At 45.4% G+C, this 24105-nt stretch carries 19 protein-coding genes and 1 riboswitch; of the genes, 3 read left to right on the forward strand and 16 right to left on the reverse strand.

What is annotated here, in order from left to right:
- Window positions 1–7: 7 nt before the first annotated feature.
- From sdhB to M1D59_RS15555, 3 genes are read right to left on the reverse strand one after another with little or no spacing between them, the layout of a single operon-like run.
- Window positions 8–772, reverse strand: coding sequence for a succinate dehydrogenase iron-sulfur subunit (sdhB, locus tag M1D59_RS15545; protein WP_020452491.1), 765 nt, complete (start codon window positions 770–772; stop codon window positions 8–10).
- A complete protein-coding gene (gene sdhA, locus M1D59_RS15550) occupies window positions 769–2532 on the reverse strand; it encodes a succinate dehydrogenase flavoprotein subunit (RefSeq protein WP_020452492.1) in 1764 nt (587 codons plus the stop codon). The genes sdhB and sdhA overlap by 4 nt, the downstream gene beginning before the upstream one ends.
- Window positions 2533–2565: 33 nt before the next feature.
- Window positions 2566–3174 (reverse strand): succinate dehydrogenase cytochrome b558 subunit, encoded by a 609-nt coding sequence (locus tag M1D59_RS15555; protein WP_023855447.1) that lies wholly within the window; start codon window positions 3172–3174, stop codon window positions 2566–2568.
- A gap of 301 nt (window positions 3175–3475) precedes the next feature.
- On the opposite strand from M1D59_RS15555, the gene M1D59_RS15560 reads away from it, so the two are divergent.
- A complete protein-coding gene (locus M1D59_RS15560; protein ID WP_144498754.1) occupies window positions 3476–3919 on the forward strand; it encodes a YslB family protein in 444 nt (147 codons plus the stop codon).
- Window positions 3920–4069: 150 nt separating this feature from the next.
- On the opposite strand, the gene M1D59_RS15565 is transcribed toward M1D59_RS15560, so the two are convergent.
- Both M1D59_RS15565 and M1D59_RS15570 read right to left on the reverse strand, forming a co-directional pair.
- Window positions 4070–6643 (reverse strand): ABC transporter permease, encoded by a 2574-nt coding sequence (locus M1D59_RS15565; RefSeq protein WP_458117512.1) that lies wholly within the window; start codon window positions 6641–6643, stop codon window positions 4070–4072.
- On the reverse strand, window positions 6640–7389 hold the full coding sequence (locus M1D59_RS15570) for an ABC transporter ATP-binding protein (RefSeq protein ID WP_458117513.1): 750 nt from the start codon (window positions 7387–7389) through the stop codon (window positions 6640–6642). The genes M1D59_RS15565 and M1D59_RS15570 overlap by 4 nt, the downstream gene beginning before the upstream one ends.
- 164 nt (window positions 7390–7553) lie before the next feature.
- Between M1D59_RS15570 and M1D59_RS15575 the strand changes: the two genes are divergently transcribed.
- Entirely contained in the window at window positions 7554–8228 is a 675-nt protein-coding gene (locus M1D59_RS15575) for a response regulator transcription factor (RefSeq protein ID WP_105980114.1), read from the forward strand.
- A 2-nt stretch (window positions 8229–8230) separates the two neighbouring features.
- Window positions 8231–9652, forward strand: a complete 1422-nt coding sequence (locus M1D59_RS15580) for a sensor histidine kinase (RefSeq protein WP_458117514.1) — start codon at window positions 8231–8233, stop codon at window positions 9650–9652.
- A gap of 562 nt (window positions 9653–10214) precedes the next feature.
- On the opposite strand, the gene M1D59_RS15585 is transcribed toward M1D59_RS15580, so the two are convergent.
- From M1D59_RS15585 to polX, 11 genes are all read right to left on the reverse strand, one after another.
- Window positions 10215–11447 carry an aspartate kinase gene (locus M1D59_RS15585; protein WP_458118052.1) on the reverse strand — a complete coding sequence of 411 codons (1233 nt, stop codon included), beginning with the start codon at window positions 11445–11447 and terminating at the stop codon, window positions 10215–10217.
- Between the two features lie 147 nt (window positions 11448–11594).
- Window positions 11595–11775: riboswitch (Lysine riboswitch) on the reverse strand.
- Window positions 11776–11839: 64 nt separating this feature from the next.
- A complete protein-coding gene (gene uvrC / locus M1D59_RS15590; protein ID WP_023855450.1) occupies window positions 11840–13612 on the reverse strand; it encodes an excinuclease ABC subunit UvrC in 1773 nt (590 codons plus the stop codon).
- Between the two features lie 145 nt (window positions 13613–13757).
- On the reverse strand, window positions 13758–14072 hold the full coding sequence (trxA, locus tag M1D59_RS15595; protein WP_020452497.1) for a thioredoxin: 315 nt from the start codon (window positions 14070–14072) through the stop codon (window positions 13758–13760).
- A 212-nt stretch (window positions 14073–14284) separates the two neighbouring features.
- Window positions 14285–15262, reverse strand: coding sequence for an electron transfer flavoprotein subunit alpha/FixB family protein (locus tag M1D59_RS15600; RefSeq protein WP_229128943.1), 978 nt, complete (start codon window positions 15260–15262; stop codon window positions 14285–14287).
- A 49-nt stretch (window positions 15263–15311) separates the two neighbouring features.
- Window positions 15312–16085 (reverse strand): electron transfer flavoprotein subunit beta/FixA family protein, encoded by a 774-nt coding sequence (locus M1D59_RS15605; protein ID WP_020452499.1) that lies wholly within the window; start codon window positions 16083–16085, stop codon window positions 15312–15314.
- Between the two features lie 31 nt (window positions 16086–16116).
- A complete protein-coding gene (locus M1D59_RS15610; protein WP_020452500.1) occupies window positions 16117–16893 on the reverse strand; it encodes an enoyl-CoA hydratase in 777 nt (258 codons plus the stop codon).
- 1 nt (window position 16894) lies between these two features.
- Window positions 16895–17497 (reverse strand): TetR/AcrR family transcriptional regulator, encoded by a 603-nt coding sequence (locus M1D59_RS15615; protein WP_020452501.1) that lies wholly within the window; start codon window positions 17495–17497, stop codon window positions 16895–16897.
- Between the two features lie 141 nt (window positions 17498–17638).
- A complete protein-coding gene (locus M1D59_RS15620) occupies window positions 17639–19318 on the reverse strand; it encodes a long-chain-fatty-acid--CoA ligase (RefSeq protein WP_020452502.1) in 1680 nt (559 codons plus the stop codon).
- 207 nt (window positions 19319–19525) lie between these two features.
- On the reverse strand, window positions 19526–19930 hold the full coding sequence (locus tag M1D59_RS15625; RefSeq protein ID WP_026579111.1) for a DUF350 domain-containing protein: 405 nt from the start codon (window positions 19928–19930) through the stop codon (window positions 19526–19528).
- 18 nt (window positions 19931–19948) lie between these two features.
- Window positions 19949–22306 (reverse strand): endonuclease MutS2, encoded by a 2358-nt coding sequence (locus M1D59_RS15630; RefSeq protein ID WP_023855454.1) that lies wholly within the window; start codon window positions 22304–22306, stop codon window positions 19949–19951.
- A 16-nt stretch (window positions 22307–22322) separates the two neighbouring features.
- The gene (gene polX, locus M1D59_RS15635) at window positions 22323–24038 is read right to left on the reverse strand and encodes a DNA polymerase/3'-5' exonuclease PolX (RefSeq protein ID WP_458117515.1); all 1716 of its coding nucleotides are present in this window, start codon (window positions 24036–24038) and stop codon (window positions 22323–22325) included.
- Between the last annotated feature and the right edge of the window lie 67 nt (window positions 24039–24105).

Consider the following 24105-nt stretch of genomic DNA (forward strand, 5'->3'; position numbering starts at 1 on the left):
TTTCGTGTTATTCCGTGTTGTCGCTTCCGAAGAAGTTTTTAAACGCCTGAACGGTTGTATCCCTGTTTAATGCAGCGATTGAGGTTGTGAGCGGGATGCCTTTCGGACATGACTGCACGCAGTTTTGTGAATTTCCGCATTCGGCCAGTCCGCCGTCTCCCATAATCGCTTCAAGCCGTTCCGATTTGTTCATCGCTCCTGTCGGATGGCTATTGAATAAGCGGACTTGCGAGAGCGGTGCAGGCCCCATAAAGTTTGTTTTATCGTTCACGTTTGGACAAGCTTCAAGACATACGCCGCAAGTCATGCATTTTGACAGCTCATACGCCCACTGCCGTCTTCTTTCCGGCATTCTCGGTCCCGGTCCGAGGTCATATGTGCCGTCGATCGGTACCCATGCTTTGACTTTCTTCAATGAATCAAACATGCGGCTCCGGTCCACTTGAAGGTCGCGGACAACCGGGAATGTTTTCATCGGTTCAAGGCGGATCGGCTGCTCAAGCTGGTCGATCAGGGCTGTACAGGACTGTCTCGGCTTGCCGTTGATCACCATCGAGCAAGCGCCGCACACTTCCTCGAGACAGTTCATATCCCAAGCAATCGGCGACGTTTTTTCCCCTTTCGTATTTACCGGGTTCCTTCTGATTTCCATCAAAGCGGAAATGACGTTCATATTCGGACGGTATGGAATTTCAAACTCTTCCTGGTAAGGACTAGAATCCGATGTATCCTGACGAGTGATGATAAACTTGATTGTCTTATTTTCACTCATGATTTCGCCACCTTTTTCTTCGAGTAATCCCGTTTACGCGGTGCGATTAATGAAACATCGACATCCTCATAATGGAATTTCGGGGCTTCAAAATCGCCTGCATGTTTCGCCATTGTTGTTTTCAGCCATTCCTCGTCATTACGTTCAGGGAAATCCGGTTTATAATGGGCGCCGCGGCTCTCATTCCGGTTGTATGCACCGAGCGTGATCACCCGTGCCAATTGCAGCATGTTGTGCAGCTGGCGTGTGAATACGGCGCCCTGGTTGCTCCATTTTGCCGTATCGTTGATATTGATGTTTTGGTAGCGCTCGGCAAGCTCTTGGATTTTTTCATCCGTTTTCAGCAGCTTGTCATTGTGGCGCACAACCGTCACGTTATCTGTCATCCATTCGCCGAGCTCTTTATGAAGGACATATGCATTTTCATTGCCGTCCATTTTCATAATGTCAGCCCACTTTTCTTCTTCCTTTTTGACGCAGCTGTCGAAAACGGAAGAAGACAGATCTTCTGCGGATGTTTCAAGACCTTGAATATATTCAACGGCTTTCGGACCTGCCACCATGCCGCCGTAAATGGCTGACAAGAGCGAGTTCGCGCCCAGGCGGTTTCCGCCGTGCATTGAATAATCGCATTCCCCTGCGGCAAACAGTCCTGGAATGTTGGTCATCTGATTGTAGTCGACCCAGAGTCCGCCCATTGAGTAGTGGACTGCAGGGAAAATCTTCATCGGCAGCTTGCGCGGATCGTCACCCATGAATTTTTCATAGATTTCAATGATTCCGCCCAACTTGATGTCCAATTCCTTCGGATCTTTGTGGGAAAGATCGAGATATACCATGTTTTCGCCGTTGATGCCGAGCTTTTGTCTGACGCATACATCAAATATTTCACGCGTCGCAATATCCCGCGGCACAAGGTTTCCGTATGCCGGATATTTCTCTTCGAGGAAATACCAAGGCTTGCCGTCTTTATACGTCCAGACTCGTCCGCCTTCACCGCGCGCCGATTCGCTCATCAGACGGAGCTTGTCGTCTCCCGGAATGGCGGTCGGGTGGATCTGGATGAATTCTCCGTTCGCATAGTAAGCGCCCTGCTGGTAAACGATCGAAGCGGCTGATCCGGTATTGATCATCGAGTTCGTCGATTTTCCAAAGATGATGCCCGGTCCCCCGGTCGCCATGATGACTGCGTCTGAACGGAACGACTCGATTTCCATCGTCGTCAGATTTTGGGCGACGATGCCCCGGCACGCATTGTCATCATCAAGAACGGCTCCGAGAAACTCCCAGCCTTCATATTTCGAAACAAGCCCTTCTACTTCAAAGCGGCGAACCTGCTCATCCAGCGCGTACAAGAGCTGCTGTCCGGTCGTCGCCCCCGCATATGCCGTTCTGTGATGCTGAGTTCCCCCGAAGCGCCGGAAGTCAAGCAGCCCTTCAGGTGTTCTGTTAAACATGACGCCCATGCGGTCAAGCAAATGAATAATCGACGGCGCCGCATCACACATCGCTTTGACCGGCGGCTGGTTGGCCAGAAAGTCGCCTCCGTAAACGGTATCGTCAAAATGCTCCCAAGGGGAGTCGCCTTCACCTTTTGTATTGACCGCTCCGTTGATTCCGCCCTGCGCACATACGGAATGTGAGCGCTTAACGGGAACGATCGAAAATAGTTTTACATTTGTTCCTGCTTCCGCAGCTTTAATGGTCGCCATCAGACCCGCAAGTCCTCCGCCGACAACGATGATGCTTGAATTGCTCATGCCTGCCCCACTCCCTCTAGTAATCTAGTTCTTTTACACAAATGCCAAAATCGCTCTCAGCCCTACATAGGACAACACAACAAAGACTCCCATTGTCACAAACGTGGCGATTCGCTGTGAGCGAGGAGAAACGGTGATTCCCCAAGTGACAGCAAACGACCATAAACCGTTTGAAAAGTGGAAGATTGTTGAGAGGACACCTACAATGTAAAAGCCGAGCATGATCGGGGAGCTCAAAATATCAGCCATCATGTCAAAGTTTACTTCTGCCCCCATTTGGGCGGCAATCCGTGTTTGCCACACGTGCCAGCTGACAAAAATCAAGGTAACGATTCCTGTAATCCGCTGCAGAACGAACATCCAGTTTCTAAAAAAGCCGAATCTGTTCGCATTGTTTTTCGCTGTAAAAGCTATGTATACTCCATAAACAGCATGATAAATCAGCGGAAGGAAAATCACGAAGATTTCCAAGACGTACCTGAACGGCAGGTTTTCCATAAAGTGAGCGGCGTTATTAAACGCCTCCTCTCCGCTTGCCGCAAAATGGTTGACAACCAAATGCTGGATTAAAAATATGCCTACCGGTATGACGCCAAGTAAAGAATGCAGTCTTCGATAAACAAACTCTCTGTTCCCGGCCATTGCTTTACCCCCTAGTTGAAAAGTGCAGTAAAAATGAAAGGTCTCCTATCCCCCGTCCTGTTTCAAATATCGCACTTTGTTAAGTTTTTATGACAATTTCATTTTACTCCTATGAGAAATAGGCGTCAAGAAAACGCGTACATAAATTGAAATTTTCTAAAATTTAATCATATTTTAGAAAATTTTATTTTATCAAAATATAAATATATCAGATTTTTTTCTTCCTAATTGCATGTCCCCGCTGTAATCTTTCACCCCATTTAAGCTATAATAAACGGAGAAAAGAGGGGAGACATTGGATATGAACAAATATGAAGCAAACTTAGCGCAATTAAAAGAGCTGGAAGTCTCCGCATATGGCTATGAGTTGATCAGGGAAGTGCTGCTTCCCGATATGCTGGGACAAGACTACGCAGATATGATGTACTGGGCGGGAAAAAAGCTCGCCCGCAAGTTCCCGCTTGAATCCAGGGAGGATCTTCCCGCTTTCTTTCTGGATGCAGGCTGGGGAACGCTTACGATCGCCCATTCAAAAAAACAGGAGCTTGAGTTTGAGCTCGAAGGCCCGCTGGTCTCAAACCGCCTCAAATATCAAAAGGAACCCTGCTTTCAGCTAGAAGCCGGATTTATCGCCGAGCAAATCCAGCTGATGAACGAACAAATTGCCGAATCGTATGAACAAGTGAAAAAAAGAGCCGGAAAAGTTGTATTGACCGTCAAATGGGATATGAAAGATCCGGTATGATGCTCGAAAGGCTGCTGTTGATTTTCAGCAGCCTTTTTACAATAAAACCCAAATAGACACACATTCTTAAACCTTCTGTTGAGAATATCGGCAAATCACACATCCACTGCTTCATTCTTCCAGCACGTTAGAAACGGTTATGCTTAAAAATTAATCTTCAAACACCGATTTTACTAAGTTACTTTTTGAAAGCCACAGTGCAGAAGGAAGGGCAGATAGAATACCCAGTAACGGACTTATTAATAATATGATGAAAATTATCACATAAGGTATTTCGAGGTTCTTTACATCTAAAGCTGATAATAGATTATACCCCAGTATAACGCTTGAAATTAAACCCATTATACAGCCAGCTAATGAAATAACAATTCCTTCATATAAAGCGAGTCGAACGATTTGCCACGGCTTTCCACCTATGGCTCTCATCATCGCAAACTCTTTTTTACTTTCCCTTAAATTGCTTGCCATACTATTCATTAAGCCAACAAGTGCAATTAAGGTGATGATTAACACGCTGCTTCCCAATAATACAATACGCTGTTTGTACTGTTGATAAAATTTATCCATTTCTTCTTTTCTATCATACAAAATAGCATCTTGATATTGGGGATTTTCCATCAGTTTCTCAATTTTGGCCTTTATATGGCCTTTTTCACTTTGGTCCTTAATATTAAAAAATATTTGTTCTGTTTTTTGAAGATGAAATAACTCTTTTAACGTAGTCTCATTAGTAAAGAATCTTAAATCTTCATCAGGTAAAATAGGCACTTCGTCAACCACACCGACAATGCGTAATGTAAATGGCTTCTTGCCAGAAACTTCACTTAATTCATCTGGTTCCAATGTGACTGTATCTCCGACTCGAAACCCGATGTCGTCAGAGAATTGTTTCGTAATCACGGCCTCATCATCTTTAAGGTGATCAATTCGGCCTTTCACAATTTCAAAAGGGGCAGTGTTGCGTACTTTTTCCAAATCCAGGCCACCCACACTCGTTAAAACTTCTTTTTTTCCGTTTACGGTCATAAATTGCCCGTTCCAGTTTGAATCTACTTTTTTTATATCTAAATCCAAAGTATGTGTTAATATACTTGTTTGAACCGGGATTGTTTCAACTCCGTTCATATGATCAATTTGTTTTATAATTGAAGAAGAGAAACCTGGTTCATACGAGGCTTCTGTAGCCTGTATGACATAATCAAGCGGATATTGTTTTGATATTGTTTTTTCTGTTTGACTGACAACAGCTTGCAAAATCATATATCCAACGAATCCAACAATGACTGCTAACGTTAATACCCTGGCAATTTGCTGACTTCTTCTCATTCTTTTCAGAGCATTTCTTCCGGCAATCATACTTTCCATTTGATAAAACGGCCTTAAGAGAAAAGTTAGTGCCGTTACAATGATCCTCAATACTGCAGGAGTCATCACAAACATAATGAGTACAAATGATACCCCTAACAGAATACTGAAGCTGCCGCTTCCTCCGCTTTTATGCACTGCAAATGTCATAGCTGCCAGCAATAGCAAAATCATGGACAGGCCGATAATGGTTCCTTTTGATTCCGCTTTACTTTTACTGATTTTTTGGCTGTATGCAGCGATAGGAGAAAGCCTGCTAGTCGATAAAGCTGGTATTGTTGCTGCTAAGACAGTCAAAAGAATGCTTCCAAAAAACGAAATGATTATACTTTTTGCCGGGATTGATATTGATTGGATGGAATAGCCTATAAATTGTTCAACAATATTTGTCAGGGCATAACATAGTACAGTACCTGTAACCGTTCCTATTAATGCAGCCATAGTCCCTATCAGAAAAGCTTCCCAGATGACCATATAAAACAATTGGGCAGGCTTTCCGCCTAAAAGTCTTAATGTTGCTAATTCCTTTTGTCTTTCTTGAACCGACATTTGCAAAGTGCTGACTACGATTAAAAGGCTTCCTAACAAGACTGTAATTGATAAACCGTTGACAATCGGTTTTAACCCGCCCAGTTGTTCTTTCTCTGTCGTCATCGCCTTTCGTTGATCAATGGATATGTCTGCAAAATGTTCCTTTAAATCCTCTATTACTTTTTGTTTATCAGCTGATTGATTTAATTTCAGCATGACTGCCGTTGCTTTATTTACATTATGAGTTTGTGCTGCGAGCCAATCATAATCAAAAATGACGATATTATTTAATTGCTCGCTTTCATTTAAAATACCAGATACTCGTACCTTTACGTCGTCCCCTGGAGGAAAAGGGAAACTAATTTCAGAATCAATATCCAAGCCCTTAGCTTTTGCATATCGAGCAGGGATTACCACTTCCTGAGCTTTCGGAAATCCACCTTTACCGATGGAAACCAGCGGGTGCTCCATAGCCAATTGGTGATGTTTAAAGCCTATATAAACAGGCTGAGATGCAACAGCAGCCGGCATATCTTCACTTGCATACGGAAATAACATCGGGGTTATTTGATCTACATCTGGAAATCCCTCTATCTTTTGCAAATCTTTCGCACTCAATTTTTTGGTTGATCCGTTATAACCTGAAACCACATCAAAATCTCCGTATTTTTCCAACACAGATTTTTCGTTTGATTGTTCTAAAGTTGTCATCACGATTTGCGAAATAATGAGCAGCATAACCCCAAGACTAATACCGATCACAGCAAATATAGACCTGGCTCTTCTTGCTTTCAAAAATCGCCAAGCCAATTGAGCAGTTAATTTCATGCGTATATATCCTCTAATCTTTTAGTGATATGGCTTAAATTTACTTTAGGAGTCGCAGTGAGCTGAATATCTCCCGCCAATTCCCCGTCCTTCATAAATATAATCCGATGTGCATGTGAAGCCACATTTGCATCATGCGTCACCATGATAAGCGATTGTTTTTTCGTATCGCAAAAGTGGCGGAGAATTGTCAAAATGGCATCACCAGTTTTTGTATCAAGACTTCCGGTTGGTTCATCTGCTAATACGATACTGGGTTCCATAATAAGCGCTCTTGCAATTGCAACCCGCTGCTGCTGTCCCCCTGACATCTGGGACGGATAAGAAGAAGCGAGTCTTCCAATCCCTAATAATTGCAGCAAATCATTTGCCTTTTTATTTACCGATTTATCTTTCTTTCCAGCTAGGAGTATAGGAAGCGTTATATTCTCCTCCGCCGTTAGAACAGGAATCAAATTAAACATTTGGAAAATAAAACCGATATTATCTCTTCTGAGTTGTGTAATTTGAGCCTCATTGCAATGAGATAAATGAATACCGTCTAGTGTGACTTCTCCTGAAGTTGGTTTATCTAGCCCTGACAGCATATTTAATAACGTAGACTTTCCCGAGCCGCTAGGACCCATAATGGCTGTAAATTCACCTTTTTTTATATCCAAATCAATATTTCTCAATGCAAAAAATTGATGTGCTCCCTCTCCATATGACTTTGATAACTTTTTAGTTTGCAGGACTGAAGCTCTCATGTTTTTCACCTCTTTTTATAGTTCAGTTTCATTTTAAATAGCTAAACTCAATAGGGCGTTAATAAAATATCAATAAAATATCAAGATTTATTCACACATATTCCGCAATTACCAAAAAAACGTCATAATGTTATTCAGAAGCAAAACAGAAAGGAATGGCGATAATGAAAGAAACCATTTTAGTCGTCGATGATGATGCAGAAATTATTGAACTGATGAAAGACTTTCTGGAGATCGAGAATTACAATGTTCTAACAGCATTTAATGGAGAACAAGCCCTCTCCATTGTCAACAAACAAGAGGTCGACTGTATCTTGCTAGATGTAATGATGCCGGGGGAATCAGGCTTTTCGATATGCAAGAAGCTGAGAGACATAAAGGATGTCCCTATCTTATTTTTAAGCGCCAAAGAGGATCCAACCGATAAAATCAGGGGATTAAGTGTCGGGGGTGATGATTATATTGTAAAAACGGCAACACCAGGTGAGATTGTAGCCAGAATCAAAGCAGTGAGACGGCGCTCCGGACAGCAAAAACCCGGACACTCATTCAACGGCCTTACAATTGATTACTTATCCCGAGAAGTACATATACACGGAAGAAAAGTTTCCCTCACCTCAAAGGAATTTGACTTATTATCTCTACTTAGCAGACATCCCCATCAAGTATTTACACACGATCAAATTATCCAATTTATATGGGGGGAGCATTATAGTGATCCGCATACAGTAAGGGTATTCGTCGCGAGAATCAGGGAAAAAATTGAAGAAACCCCCTCTCGGCCGCGCTGGATCCTAACTGTCTGGGGAGTCGGATACAAATTTGTGGAGGGGGCATAAACATGTTAAAGGGGCATAAAAAAAGACTGACAATAAAAAAATGGCTGTTTCTCTTTATGATTGCATTTATTTTGCTCCCCATTCTTACTACAAAAATGGCCGTCCATTTTTATAATGAATCAAAAACAAATTCTATTGAAATAGAAGATATAATGCCTTGGCTGGAACAAAACATTCTAAATCAGCCGGAAAATTGGAACAAAAAAGAGTGGCAAAAACAAATACATCATAAAACTGATGAGCTTCATATAGGGATACGCTTGCTAAACAAAGATCAAAAAGTCTTATTTTCAACAGTAGAAAAACCAGATAATCATCAGATTACAAAAATAGAGCAAACAGCAGATTACTCAGTTGGGAATACAAACTATCTTCTTGAAGAATATTATGTATATCAGAACAAAAAACTCGCAGGCATTTTATATGTTCAAGATAAAAGGCCTGTACTCCATGCTTTCAATGGTCCAGAAAACAGTTTTCTAGAACAGTATGGAGGCTTATTCATCGCATTATTTGTTTTCCTAATGCTTTTGGCGACAGCTGCATGGTTTATGAATAAACAAGTATTAATTCCGTTGACTGCACTGGAGAAAACATCACAGCTCATTTCAAAGCAGGATTTCAATTTTTCTCTTCCTTCTTCACGTGTTACAGAAATTCATGAAGTATCAAACGGATTTAAGTCCATGCAGCTGCAGCTAAAGAAATCATTAGCCAAACAACAATCACTTGAAAACGAAAGAAAACTGTTTATTGCTTCTATCGTGCATGATTTACGAACACCAATATTTACAATCCGGGGATATCTAGAAATTATAGAAAAGCAATTACACCAAGCCCCTGAAAAAGTAAAGAAATATATTGTGACATGCAGAAATAAAGCGGATATGCTGAATCATTTAGTGTCAGACCTATTCTCGTACACGAAGCTAGAACTTTACAAAGAAAAACCAAGTGTAGAGTTTGTAAACCTAAACCGCTTACTTGACGATTACCTGAACGATTACTCAGCAATATTAGAAGAAAAGGGAATTCATCTCATAAAATCAATTCCTGAAGGTGATACATATGTTTATGCAGATCCCGAGCTTTTTTCCAGAGCTTTTTACAACATAATAGACAATGCCATAAGATTTTCTTTTAAAAACAGCGACATCTACGTTTCACTGTTCGAAGAGAAAAAATACGCTGTTATTGCCATTCGGGATAAAGGAAAGGGACTGCACGAGTCCGAGTTAGACCAGATATTTACGCCGCTTTACAGAGGAGAAACCTCTCGCAATCGAAAAACAGGAGGAGCCGGATTGGGCTTAGCCATAAGCAAGGAGATTTTAGAAGTGCATGGAGGTAAAATCACTGCAGAAAACCATAACAAACAAGGTGCCGTTTTTAAATTATATTTGCCATTACCTAATGGATCATGATTAATCATCATACTTTTTTTGATCGCTTGTTTTAGATGATATAGAAAAAGCAATAAAGAAATCGCTCATCATACAATAAAAGCACATAGCTTGAATATGAAAAAAGGACCCATACATCAAGTAGAAACCAAAACAGCCAACCAATAGCTGAAAAGTAACATTTTATTTTTCGGCCTATTATTTATATCAAAAAGGAATAAAATTTGGCCTCTGGCTGATTCGGTATTACAAACATCGCAACCGTATTGGGCTATGTTTAATCAAATTTATTTCGCACAAAGTGTCATAGGCGGGGACCGCGGATATATTTTATGAAGAAAAAGGATGCAGCACCGTAAAATCGCTCTGTGTTATTATCAATCGTCTCCCGACTACTGGAGCCATTCCACAACAAACAATGGATAAAAGCTTATCAGAGCGGAAAACAGCGATATGATTGAGCTCCCTAAGGAAAAATATTCATCTTCATTTTCGCGGATTTCCCGCCTTATTCGACTTTGCATTAGCCCTTACTAACTCTGATTACATACCATTCTCCTCCTGCTAGCAAATTGCAGGATGTTTAATTCGCAGCTATGCTTATTTTCGACAGTTCAAAAGCATCATGCAGCGCTTCAACGGCTTTCACCATATCGCCTTCGTTGACGACAGTCGAAACTTTGATTTCGGATGTGCTGACCATTTTGACCTGGATGTTTTTTTCCGCCAGCACAGCGAACATTTCCGCTGCTACTCCCGGGTTGGAGATCATGCCTGAACCGACGATCGAGACTTTGGCCAGCCTGTTTTCCGTTTCAATCTGTTCATAGTCGAGCGCGTCTTTGTATTCTTCGAGAACTTCGACCGTCCGTTTTAAGTCTTCCGTTTTCACGGAGAAAGAAATTGACGTTTGGCTTGTGCTTGTCACTGATTGAATGATGATGTCAACGTTGATGTTCTGTTTGGCGAGCGTTGTAAAAATCGTTGACAGCGTCGTCAAGCCGCTCGCCAGGCCGCATACAGTCACACGTGTGATCTGATCTTCAAATGCAATGCCTCTTACGATTAAATTCTGTTCCATTGATGATTCCTCCTCGATTAATGTGCCCGCTTCTTTCTCGGTGCTTGAACGGACTTCCAAAGGCACCTGATAGTTTTTCGCAAATTCAACAGCTCTCGGATGCAGGACGCCTGCTCCAAGATTGGCAAGCTCAAGCATTTCATCGTAGGAGATTCCGGCCAGCTTCCGCGCTGTTTTCACATAGCGGGGATCGGTTGTGAAAACCCCCGGTACATCGGTGTAAATGTCGCATTTATCGGCTTTCAGGGCAGCTGCGAGGGCAACGGCTGTCGTATCTGATCCGCCTCTGCCGAGCGTTGTGATTTCACCTTCCGCTGTCGTCCCTTGGAATCCGGCGACAACGGCGATTTTCCCTTCATTCAGACGCTCTTTCAGCTTGCCTGCATCAATGTTCGTAATTCTTGCGTTGCCGTGAATATTTTCGGTTTCGATGCCGGCCTGCCAGCCTGTATAGGAAACCGCATCATACCCCTTGTTCTGCAAAGCCATTGTCAACAGCGAAATTGTTACCTGTTCTCCTGTTGTCAGCAGCATATCCATTTCCCTGCTGCTCGGCTGTTCGGTAATTTCCTTAGCAAGCGCGACGAGGGAATCCGTCGATTTGCCCATCGCTGAAACGACGACGACAACATCATGACCGCGCTGTTTTTCTTCGATGATGCGGTTTGCGACATTCAATATTTTTTCCACTGATCCTACTGAAGTTCCGCCAAATTTTTGGACGATGAGACCCATCAAATACCACCCTTTTTGTTTTCGTTCGTGCTTGTTTATGTATGAAGAGGAAAACTTGACCGGCGGGCTGTACGTTTTTTTGTACAAAAAAAGCAATGAGAGAAATTCCCTCATTGCTTTAACCAACAAAAATGCCGATGATTTTAACAACGAGATAGCCCTCCAAGAAATGATTTCTTGACAGCCTTACATTTATTCAATGTAAAGCCAGCAGGAAAAACGAATGGATTTTTTCCCCGCTTCGGCGACGCTCCCCTTTCGGCTTTTTTCATCGGAATCCATCTTCCTCATCAAGCCTACTCTTGAAGTTCGCACCTCTATCTTCACCATATCACACGATCTTATTATGAAATTAGTACAAATTCTATCAGATTCTTTTTAAAAGTTCAACATTATTTTTTCAAAGCCTCTTCAATCAGCTGCGCCGTCTTCAGGGGGATGCCGAGCTTGCGGATATCTTCGGCGCTCGCTTCCTTCATTTTCTTAACGGAACCGAAATGTTTTAACAGCAGTTTTTTCCGCTGTTCGCCGACGCCCGGTATGCCGTCGAGCACCGATTGAAATGCGCTTTTTCCTCTGAGCTGCCTGTGGAAGCTGATCGCAAACCTGTGCACTTCATCCTGAATGCGCTGAAGCAGGTAAAATTCCTGGCTGTTCCGCTCAAGCTGGACGATCTCAAGGGGGTCGCCGATCAAAAGGTTGGAAGTTCTGTGTTTATCATCTTTCACCAGACCGGCAACAGGGACATCGAGCCCCAATTCATTTTCCAAAACGTCAAGGGCGGCAGACACCTGGCCTTTTCCGCCGTCGATCAATACTAAATCAGGCAGCGGCAGATTCTCTTTCAGCACCCTTGTATATCTTCTTCTGATGACTTCGCGCATTGACCCGTAGTCGTCAGGGCCTTCAACCGTCTTAATCTTATATTTGCGGTACTCTTTTTTATGCGGTTTTCCGTCGAGAAAGACGACCATCGCCGAAACGGGGTCCGTTCCTTGAATATTTGAATTATCAAACGCTTCAATTCGGTACGGCGTGTAGATGCCCAGTGCTTTGCCGAGCTTTTCAATCGCGCCGATCGTCCGCTCTTCGTCCCGTTCAATGAGCGAAAACTTCTCTTTCAAAGCGAGCTTTGCATTTTTATGGGCAAGGAGCAGCAGGTCTTTCTTCGCTCCCCTTTTCGGCTGGCGCACGTTCACGTCCAAAAGCTCCTCAATCATGTCCTTATCGACGCTGTCTGGAACTAAAATTTCCCTTGGGAGGAAATGGTTGTTTTTCGAGTAAAATTGCCCGATGAACGTCAAAAACTCCTCGTCTGCTTCCCTGTATAAAGGAAACATGCTGACATCTCTTTCAATCAATTTGCCCTGCCTGATAAAGAAGACCTGGACGCACATCCAGCCCTTGTCATACGAATAGGCAAATACATCGCGGTCAACCATGTCATTCAGCATCATTTTCTGTTTTTCCATCGTTGACTCGATATGGGCCATTTGATCGCGGAATTCTTTCGCCCGTTCGAACTGCAGGTTTTCCGAGGCTTCGAGCATTTTTGCTTCAAGTTCTTTCTTGACTTCATTGTATCCGCCCTTTAAAAAGCGGGTGATTTCTTCTGTGAGCTGTCGGTTTGTCTCCTCAGACACATCATATACGCATGGCGCCAGACATTGTCCGAGATGATAGTACAAACAGACGCGGTCCGGCAGTTTGGCGCACTTTCTGAGCGGATAGAGGCGGTCCAGCAGCTTTTTTGTTTCCCTCGCAGCCTGGACATTGGGATACGGCCCGAAATAGCGGCCTTTGTCTTTTTTGACCTTCCTCGTGACAATCAGCTTCGGATGCCGCTCGTTCGTGATTTTAATAAACGGGTAGCTTTTATCATCTTTCAGCATCACGTTATATTTCGGGTCGTACTTTTTGATTAAATTCATTTCAAGAATGAGCGCTTCGATGTTCGAGGAGGTGACAATGTATTCAAAATCTTCAATTTCACTGACAAGACGCTGTGTTTTGGCATCATGGGACCCGCTGAAATAGGAGCGGACCCTGTTTTTTAAGATTTTCGCTTTCCCGACGTAGATGACGGTATCCTGCCTGTCTTTCATCAAGTAGCAGCCAGGCTGATCCGGGAGAAGGGCCAGCTTTTCTTTGATTTTTTTGTTCATCAAAAATCCTTCCTTGTTTCGGCGTTTTTTCTTCATTTCAGTTTACCATGACCGACCGTACGTTCGCTACAATTGGAGAAGGAAGATGGCGCGTTGTAAGAAAAAAGCGATCCCTTTGGAATCGCCTTTTTCACAGGTTTCTATTTTACAAATGTTTGTTGACCAGTTCTTCAAGGGCTTCTTTCGGTTTAAAGCCGACAGATGTTTCAACCACTTCGCCGTCTTTTAGTATGAGGAGAGTCGGGATGCTCATCACGCCGTATTTGCCGGCAGTTTCTTGGTTTTCGTCAACATCGATTTTTACGATTTTCAGTTTGTCTCCCATTTCTTGATCAAGCTCTTCAAGTACTGGCGCGATCATTTTGCAAGGTCCGCACCAAGGAGCCCAGAAGTCGGCAAGAACTACGCCTTCACTTGTTTCAGATGAGAATGTTTGATCAGTTGCTTTTACGATAGCCATTCTTTCATTCCTCCAATTGTGAAATTATGCTTTTTAGTATAGCATCTCCCTTTGGTTCACGCTAACATAATGCTTGATTATACATTTCCCTATCTGCGCAGTTTTACACATCGGGATTTTAGCCTTTCTAAAAATGTCCTTATTCCATGTTATTTTGCAAAAGGCGGAAATGTGCCTATGTAAAAAGCCGGCCATTTCAGGCCGGCTTTTGATCAAGTACTGACGCTCAGCTTTTTAAATTCCTCCGTGAGCAGCGGAACGATTTCAAATAAGTCGCCGACGATCCCGTAGTCGGCAATTTTAAAGATGTCGGCTTCCGGATCTTTGTTGATGGCAACGATGATTTTGCTGTTTGACATCCCTGCGAGGTGCTGAATCGCTCCTGAAATGCCGCAGGCGATATATAAGTCTGGAGTTACGACTTTGCCGGTCTGGCCGATTTGAAGCGAATAGTCGCAGTAGTCTGCGTCACAGGCTCCCCTTGAAGCGCCGACCGCGCCGCCCAGTACGTCGGCAAGCTCCTGCAGCGGTTTAAAGCCTTCCTCGCTTTTGACGCCGCGGCCGCCGGCTATGATGATTTTCGCTTCAGACAAATCGACGCCTTCGGACGTTTTTTTGACAATGTCCTTGATAACCGTTCTGATGTCCCGAATATCCGCTTCGATGCTTTCGACCGCTCCCGTTCGCGTCTCATCTTTGTCGAGCGGGGCGATATTATTCGGTCTGATCGTTGCAAAAATCGTTTCATCTTCGGAAATGATCCGCTCAAACGCTTTGCCTGAGTAGATCGGTCTTGTAAACACGATGTTGCCGCCGGCTACTTCGACGTTGACGGCATCTGATATCAGCCCTGTTCCCATACGGGCTGCAAGCTTCGGCGACAAGTCTTTGCCCATTGACGTATGGCCGAAAATGATCACGTCCGGACTTTCGCGCTCAATGATCGGCATAAAGGCTTGAACATAGCCGTCAGACGTATAGTTTTTCAAGAGCGGGTTTTCGGCTGTAAGCACTCTGTCAGCGCCGTAATGGATCAGTTGTGCCGCATCGCTTGAAACGCTTTCACCGAAGAGAACACCGATCACCTCTCCCCCTTCGGCAACCGTTTTTCCTGCAGCTATCGCTTCGAATGTCACATTTCTCAACGAACCGTCCCTGAACTCTCCCAATACGATAACTTTTTTGCTCATGTCCATTTCCCCCTGTATTTTAATGACCGTGTTTTTGCTCCCTTCGGCTTCAAACGACCTTTGCTTCGCTTCTCAGCAGTGATACAAGGTCTGCCGCCTGCTGTTCCGGCTCCCCTTCAAGGATTTTCCCGGCTTCTTTTTTCGGAGGCAGGAACCGTTCGATCGTTTTTGTTTTGGCGGCCACGTCTTCCTCGTCGATGTCCAGATCATCAAGTTCAAGCTCCTCAAGAGGCTTTTTCTTCGCCTTCATGATTCCCGGAAGTGACGGATAACGCGGTTCGTTCAACCCCTGCTGTGCAGTCGCTACGATTGGAAGCGACGTTTGGATCACTTCAAGGTCACCCTCGGCGTCGCGTTCCGCTTCAACATCTCCGCCGTTTACCGTCAGCTTTGTAATCGTCGTGATACAAGGGATGCCGAGCAGCTCGGCCAAACGAGGCGCCACCTGTCCCGATCCCCCGTCGATCGCCACATTCCCGCCGAGTATCATGTCATACTCGCGGTCTTTCAAATAGTTGTATAGGATGGCTGACGCCGTATATTGGTCCGCTTCTTCCAGATCGTCTTCAATGTTGATCAAAACGGCTTTGTCGCACCCCATCGCCAGAGCCGTCCTGAGTTCTTTTTCAGCTTCTTCCTCGCCGACTGTGACAACCGTAATCTCACCGCCGTGCTTCTCCTTCAGCTGAAGCGCTTCTTCAATGGCGTACTCATCGTACGGGTTGATGATGAATTCCGCTCCATCCGTGCTGATTTCCCCTTGTTCAATCTGAATTTTCTCCTCTGTATCAAACGTGCGCTTCATTAAGACATAAATGTTCATGTTCTATTCATCCCCTTTGTTTTCACGTTTGTTATTTCCCTTTAAAATGCGGCTTCCGCTTTTCAAGAAATGCCTGAATCCCTTCCTTCGCATCCTCCGATTGGAACACTTCGCCGAAGTATTTTCCTTCCAGCTTGAGGCCGCCTTCATACGAATACACTTTGCTCGAATTCAGGAGTTCAATGACATAAGCCATCGTCTGCGGACTTTTTTCAGCGAATTTTCGCGCGAGCTCTTGTGCCTTTTGCAGCACTTCTTCTTCATTCGCCGCCAAAATCGTGACAAGGCCGTATTCAAAAGCTTCCTTGCCGGATATCGGCTCTGATGTCCCGATCATTTCAAGCGCTTTGGCGGTGCCCACATACTTCGGAAGGCGCTGCGTTCCCGCAAAGCCGGGAATGATTCCGAGATTCAGTTCGGGAAGGCCGAGCTTAGCGCTCTCCTCGGCAATCCGGATGTGGCATGCCATTGCAAGCTCCAGACCTCCTCCAAGAGCAGCTCCGTGAATCGCGGCGATCACGGGCTTTGGAAAAGATTCTACTTTTTCGAAAATCTGCTGGCCTTTATCAGCCAAATTTGCATAATCAGACCCGTCCATCAATGATGTAAACTCTTTAATGTCAGCGCCTGCCGAGAAAAATCTTCCTTCCCCGTGAATCACGACGCTTCTGACATCCTGACGTTCTGAAAGCTCCTCAAGACATGCGGAAAGGTCTTCAAGCACTTGCGTCGATAGCGCATTTGCCGGCGGGTGCTGAATCGTAATGGTTGCGATATAGTCGTCTACGGCGTATGTTAATGCTGCCATTTTATTTCTCCTCCTTCGTCTTTTGGCTGCCGAACCCATGGATCAGCAATTCATGAATGCTGTCTGCCAGCTTTGGCAGATCGTATTTTTGATCATTCATCACCCAGGTTGTAACCGTCTCATCCACCGTACCGAAAATCATCTGCTTCGCCAGGCGGACATCAAGCGTGCTCTTAAATTCTCCCGCTTCTTTTCCTTCGGTGATGATGTCTTCCAGGATCGTCAAGTACCCTTTGAGAATCTCATTGATTTTCAGCCTCAGCTCAAGATTCGACTGCCTCAGCTCAAGCTGGGTGACAATCGCGAGGTGGCGATCGCTGCTGAGCAGTTCAAAGTGCTTTTTGATGAACAGCGTGAGCTTTTCTGTCGCCGAATTTGTCACTTCCATTTCTTCGTTCATCTGCTCGATAAACTGTCCCATTTTCTCTTTGAATAGCGAGATGAGAATATCTTCTTTGTTTTTAAAATAAAGATAAATGGTGCCGTCCGCCACTCCGGCCTGCTTGGCGATTTTCGAAACCTGCGCCTGATGGTATCCGTTTTCTGCAATCACAATGACAGCTGCGTCGATAATCTGCATATACTTTGGTCTCTTTTGTTTCAATTGGCTTCGTTCCTTTCAAATTAATGAATGAATACTCATTCATGAATTTATCGTAAATAAAAATGGACGCTTTGTCAAGAAGCTTAACTCAAATCGCACCACAAAAGCATGCCGTCAAAATCGACGGCAGACTTCGCTTTTTCAGACGCCGGTTTTTTCTTCTTGAACGAGCGCTCTTCTTAAAATCTTCCCGACTGCCGTTTTCGGCAGTTCGTCCCTGAACTCGTATACTTTCGGCACTTTATAAGGAGCCAGACGCGATCTGGCATATTCGTCCAATTCCTTCTCCGTTATTGTAACATGATCTTTCAGCACTATAAAAGCCTTAACCGTTTCTCCTCTGTATTCATCAGGGATGCCGGCAACAACCGCCTCCTGAACGGCTTCGTGCTCATAGAGCACCTCTTCGATTTCACGCGGGTAAATGTTGTATCCCCCGGCAATGATCACGTCTTTTTTGCGGTCGACAATATAAAAGAAGCCGTCTTTATCCATGTAGCCGATGTCCCCTGTAAAAAACCAGCCGTCCCTTAGACTTTGAGCGGTTTCTTCATCATTGTTCCAGTAGCCCTTCATCACCTGCGGTCCTTTGACGGCGATTTCTCCATGCTCATAAGGTCCGAGAAAACCGCCGGTTTCTTCCGAATAGATAGCCGCGTCTGTACCAGGCCAAGGACAGCCGATACTGCCCGCTTTATTCAAATCCCAAATAAAATTGGCGTGAGTGACGGGCGAGGTTTCAGACATTCCGTAACCTTCGACAAGCCTTCCGCCCGTTACCTTTTCAAACTGCTGTTTGACTTCAACAGGAAGCGCTGCAGATCCGCTCAAACAGCTCTTAATTGACGATAGATCAAATTGGTGAAGATCAGGATGGTTCAACAGGGCGATATATATCGTCGGTGCCCCCGGAAATATCGTCGGCTTTTCTTTATCGATCGTTTTCAGCGCTGCGCGCGCGTCAAATCTCGGCAGCAGAATCATTTCATACCCCTGCCTGATCGTGAAATTCAAGACGGCCGTCATTCCGTAGACGTGAAAAAACGGGACGATCCCCAGCACCTTCTCCTCCCCTTTATTCAATTGATAAAACCAGGCATCGCACATCTCCATATTGGCTAGTATGTTGCGGTGGCTGAGCATGACGCCTTTTGGCGTGCCTGTCGTGCCTCCGGTATACTGCAGGACGGCAATGTCGTGGGCCGGATCGATTTCAATCCCCGGCGGACCGCTTGGAACGGGGCGTTTCATGATGGTTCGGAAGAGGTGTGTCGTCTCATTTTCATTGATCTCAACCGACATTTGATTCTCTTTTTTTTGCACGATTGGGTACAGCAGATTTTTAGGGAAAGGCAGGTAATCTTTTATGCTTGTCGCAATGATGTGCCGGATATTTGACAGCGCTTTCATTTTATATGCCGCCGGGTACAGCATGTCAAGCGTAATGATGATGGTTGCCCCGCTGTCATGAAGCAGATGTTCAAGCTCCCTTTCCGTATACAGCGGATTTGTCTGGACGACGATGCCGCCGGAGAAAAGAACGCCGTAATACGCGATAACCGCCTGCGGGCAGTTCGGCAGCATGATCGAGACTCTGTCTCCTTTTTGAATGCCGAGTGACAGCAGGTAATCTGCCATTTTTAAAGCGTCCTCATAAACTTGCCGGTACGAACATTTTTTTCCGAGAAAATGAATCGCTGTTTTTTCAGAAAACTGTTGGGCGGATTGTTGCAGGATGGAATGGAGTGTTTGATCTTCAAATTGCAGCTCGTGAGGAATTTGTTCGGGATAATGACGCAGCCACGGTTTTTCAGTCGGCATAAGCTCCCCCCTTTTAAACAATATATTCTTGATTTCAGTATATCAAAACAATATTCAGAAAGTAATGATATTTTTTCTTTTTAAAAAGGCGCCCTTTTAAAGGACACCTTTTTCAAGCATAAAAGATCATATAAATCAGGCCGATAACCACAAATACCCCAGCTGTGAAAAACAGGACTTTCGCTAATTTCTCCATGTTGATCCCCTTTAGATACCCGAAGCCACGACAAATGACAGGCCGACTGAAATGACGAATGAAATGAAGCCGACTGCGCGGTTGTCGTTTTCAATCTCCTTGTCAATTTTAAAGCGCGGCGTCAGAAATTCAAAAATGAAGTAGCCGATCAAAAGCAGGATAAAACCGAACAGCCCCCACCCCATCATTTGCAGCAGGGAATTATGCTGGCTGATCGATTTTTGCAGCACGTTGGCGATGCCTAAAATTTTTCCGCCTGTTGCCATCGCGACCGCCATGTTTCCTTTTTGAATCTCCTCCCAATTTTTATAGGTGGTGACGAGTTCAAACACAGATAAAAATATCACAAGACACAAAACGGAAACGCTGTAGTACGCGGCAATTTCCACAAGGTCGTTCTCCCAAAACTCTTTCATCCTTCTAGACTCCCTTTTTTATTTTAATTCGACAATGGTGACGCCTGATCCTCCCTCTCCCGCTTCGCCGAACCGGGAGTTTTTCACATTGCGGTGGGATTTCAAGAGGTCCTGAACGCCTTTTCGGAGGGCGCCGGTTCCTTTTCCGTGGATGATCGAGACTCTTGGATAGCCCGCAAGCACCGCATCATCCAAGTATTTTTCAACCCGGTGAAGCGCATTTTCATACCGCTCCCCTCTAAGGTCGAGTTCGAGCGAGACGTGATAATCTTTTCCTTTGACGGCGGCGATCGTTTTTTGTTTTTCGGGTTCAGGTGCCGATTTCAGGAATTCCAGATCCTTTTCCTTAACCTTCATTTTCAGAATGCCGATTTGAACATTCCATTCGGCCGCACCCGTTTTTTCGAGCAGCGTCCCTTTTTGACCAAAGGTTAAAACCTTGACTTCATCGCCCGGTTTTAATTCGCGCTTGTCCGTTTTTTTCTGAGCCGGCTTTTTCGCTTTTTCAAACGAAGGCACCGCTTCTTCAAGGCGTTTTTTCGCCTCGATCAGCTCATGGTCTTTAAATGCTTTATGGTCTTCCTTGATCATGCGGAGCGACTGGATGATCTCGTCTGCTTCTTTCATCGCTTCTTTGACTTTTTCAGCGGCTTTTTGCTCCGCTTCTTCATAGAGCCTTTCTTTTTTCTCCTGCCATTCGCTGATCTGCTGCTGGAGGTCGCGGTGAAGGGCTTCAGCCTCGGCGCGGATGGCTTCTGTCTCGTTCAGCTCCGCCTCGGCGCGCTTTTTGCTGTCTTCCAGCGATGCGATCATCGTATCAACTTCATTATGCTCGGCCGTCATCTCCGCTTTTGCGCGGCCGATCAGGTAATCAGGCAGCCCGAGTCGCTTCGAAATTTCGAACGCATTGCTTCGGCCGGGCACTCCGATTAACAGCTTGTAGGTCGGTGACAGTGTATCGATATCAAATTCGACGCTTGCATTAATGACATTTTCGCGATTGTAGCCGTATGCCTTCAGCTCAGGGTAATGAGTCGTGGCAATGACGCGCGCGCCAGTCTGGCACACCTCGTCAAGGATGCTGATCGCAAGGGCCGCGCCTTCCTGCGGGTCTGTCCCGGCGCCGAGCTCGTCAAAAAGCACAAGGCTGTTTTCCGTCATGTCTTTCAAAATATCGACGATGTTGACCATATGTGACGAGAACGTACTTAAGCTTTGTTCGATTGACTGTTCATCGCCGATATCGGCAAATACTTGATCAAATATGGCGGTTTCTGATCCTTCTTCCGCCGGTACGTGCAATCCCGACTGCGCCATAATGGTCAAAAGCCCGAGCGTTTTAAGCGTCACCGTTTTACCGCCCGTGTTCGGGCCCGTGATGACAATTGTCGTATACTCTCCGCCGAGCTCAATATCATTCGGAACGACTTCATCCAGGGGCAAAAGCGGGTGGCGGGCTTGAATCAGGCGGACATAGCCGTCAGCATTGACAGCCGGTTTAACCGCTTTTGTCGCTTTGGCGTATTTTGCTTTTGCAAAAATAAAGTCCAGCGTCTGAAGCACTTTGACATCGTGAAAGAGTTCATTTGTGTGCTCTGCCGTCTTTTCTGTCAGGACGCGCAAAATCCGTTCAATCTCCTGTTTTTCGTTTACTTTCGCCTGGCGAAGCGCATTGTTCATATCGACAATCGCCTGAGGCTCGATAAACAATGTCGCGCCGGAAGACGACTGATCGTGCACGATTCCTCCGTAGCTTGATCTGTACTCCTGTTTGACAGGGATAACGAAGCGGTCGTTGCGAATTGTGATGATCGTATCCGACAGCATTTTTTGCGCAGATGAAGAACGCAACATTGATTCCAGCCGGTCCCTGATTCTTGATTCAAGCGTCCGCAGTTGCGTCCTGATTCCCCTTAACGTCTCAGATGCATGGTCTAGCACTTCTCCATGATCATCGATGCACGAATTGATGTCTCTTTCCAATTCGGAAAGCGGAATGAGCTTTTCTGCATATTGGTGAAGACAAGGAATCTCAACCCCGTCTTCGAACAGGCCTTCGAGAAAATGCTTCATCTGTTTTGCTGCGTATAGCAGACCCGATATTTCGGTCAATTCCGCCGGGCTTAAAATGCTGCCGATTTCCGCCCTTCTTAACGCTTTTCTAATGTCGGTAAGGCCTCCGAAAGGGGCGTTTCCTTTTAAACGCAGGACGGTTCCTGCTTCATCGACTTCTTCCTGCAGCTTTTTGACTTCTTCGAGCGAACGGGAAGGTTTGAGTTCCAAAAGCATTTCCTTCCCTAAAGAAGATGCCGCATGCTCTGTGAGCTGTTCTTTTACTTTATGAAATTCAAGTGCTGATAGCGCTTTTTGCTGCAACGTCCATTAAACCTCCTTAAGATCGATGGCGCGACAAAAATGCCTGGACTTCTTCAAAGGAGCGGGTATTTAATACATTGGCCTTTGGCGTCCATCCTTTTCTCGCTGCCGTAACGCCCGTTTTCATATCGTCAAGCATCGCTGTGTTGTGGGCATCCGTATTAATAACGAGTGTCACTCCGGCAGCATTCGCTTTCATCAAGTGTTCCATCCTGAGATCGAGCCGCGCTGGATTTGCGTTCAGTTCCAAGGCGGTATTCGTTTTCTTCGCAAGCTCGATCAGCTGGTCAATATCGACTTCATAACCCGCCCTTCTTCCGATCAGACGGCCGGTCGGATGAGCGATAATGTCAACGTGCTGATTCATCAGTGCGGTTTCAAGCCGCTTCATGATGACATGCTGCGGCTGTGAAAAGCTTGAATGGATCGAAGCAATGACAAGGTCCATTTCCGCCAGCAGCTCATCGTCATAATCTAGCGTTCCGTCAGGCAGGATGTCCATTTCCACGCCTTTAAAAATATGAAAATCGGTCAATTCCTTATTCAGTTCATCAATTTCCTTCGCCTGCATGCGCAGGCGCTCAGGCGTCAAACCGCCTGCCACTTTTAAATACTGGGAATGGTCTGTGATCGCCATATAGCGGTACCCTTTTGCCATGCAGGCTTCCGCCATTTCCCTGATCGAAAAAGCACCGTCGCTCCAAGCCGAGTGCATATGAAGGTCTCCTTGAATATCCTCGGCGGAAACGAGTCCGATGTCATCGCGGTAGTCCTCAACTTCTCTTCCTGTCTCCCGCAGTTCGGGCGGAATAAACGGAAGCCCGAAATGGGCGAAAAACTCTTGTTCGCTTGAGAAGGTTTTAATTTCTCCAGTTTCAACGGTTTCGACGCCGTATTCACTGATTCTTTCGCCTTTTTCTTTGGCAAGCTGGCGCATTTTGATATTGTGGTCTTTTGATCCGGTAAAATGATGGAGCGTCGTTGGGAACTGTTCCTCCGTCACCAGCCGGAAATCCGCACTGATTTCGTATTCAAACACAAATGTGAGAGACACTTTCGTATCTCCTGCGGCAATGACCTCCTTGATGTTCGAAAGCTTTAAGAGTCCTTCCCGGACCAGTTCCGGATCAGTGACAGCCATAATGTAATCGAGGTCTTTCACCGTTTCTTTGGCACGGCGCAGGCTTCCAGCCCGCGAAAACTTGATGAGGCCCTCGAGCCCTTCAAGCTGTTCTTCGATGATGCCGGCGACAGCCAAAGCGACCGCGATCGGGTACCGTTCAGGGCGTTTCCCCGCTTCACCTAAAGCCTGCAGGATTTTTTCTTCCGTTTTTTTGCCGAATCCGGCAAGCCCCTGAACCTTTTGCTGTTCGCATGCCTCTTTTAAAGACGCCGCATCACAGACGCCGAGCTCCTGATACAGCTTGGCGATTTTTTTGCCGCCGAGGCCCGGCAGCTTCAAAAGCGGGACAAGTCCTTCCGGAACCTCTTCCTTTAATCGTTCCAGCGTACCGGACGCTCCCGTGTCCATATATTCCTTGATGACGGCATACGTGCCTTTGCCGATCCCTGACAGGGACATCATATCATCGATTTCCGAGAGGCTCCGGTCGTCTTGTTCAAGAGCTGCCGCAGCCTTTCTGAAAGCGGAGATCTTAAACGGGTTATCCCCTTTTAGTTCCATATATATCGCAATCGTTTCAAGCAATTTGATGATATCTTTTTTATGCATGCTGTTCACCTCTTGTTTCCCCTCGTTCATCCTGCTTCAATCATACAAATTTTTGGCTGATCCTACA

It is taken from the genome of Bacillus sp. PK6-026 (genome assembly GCF_054161455.1).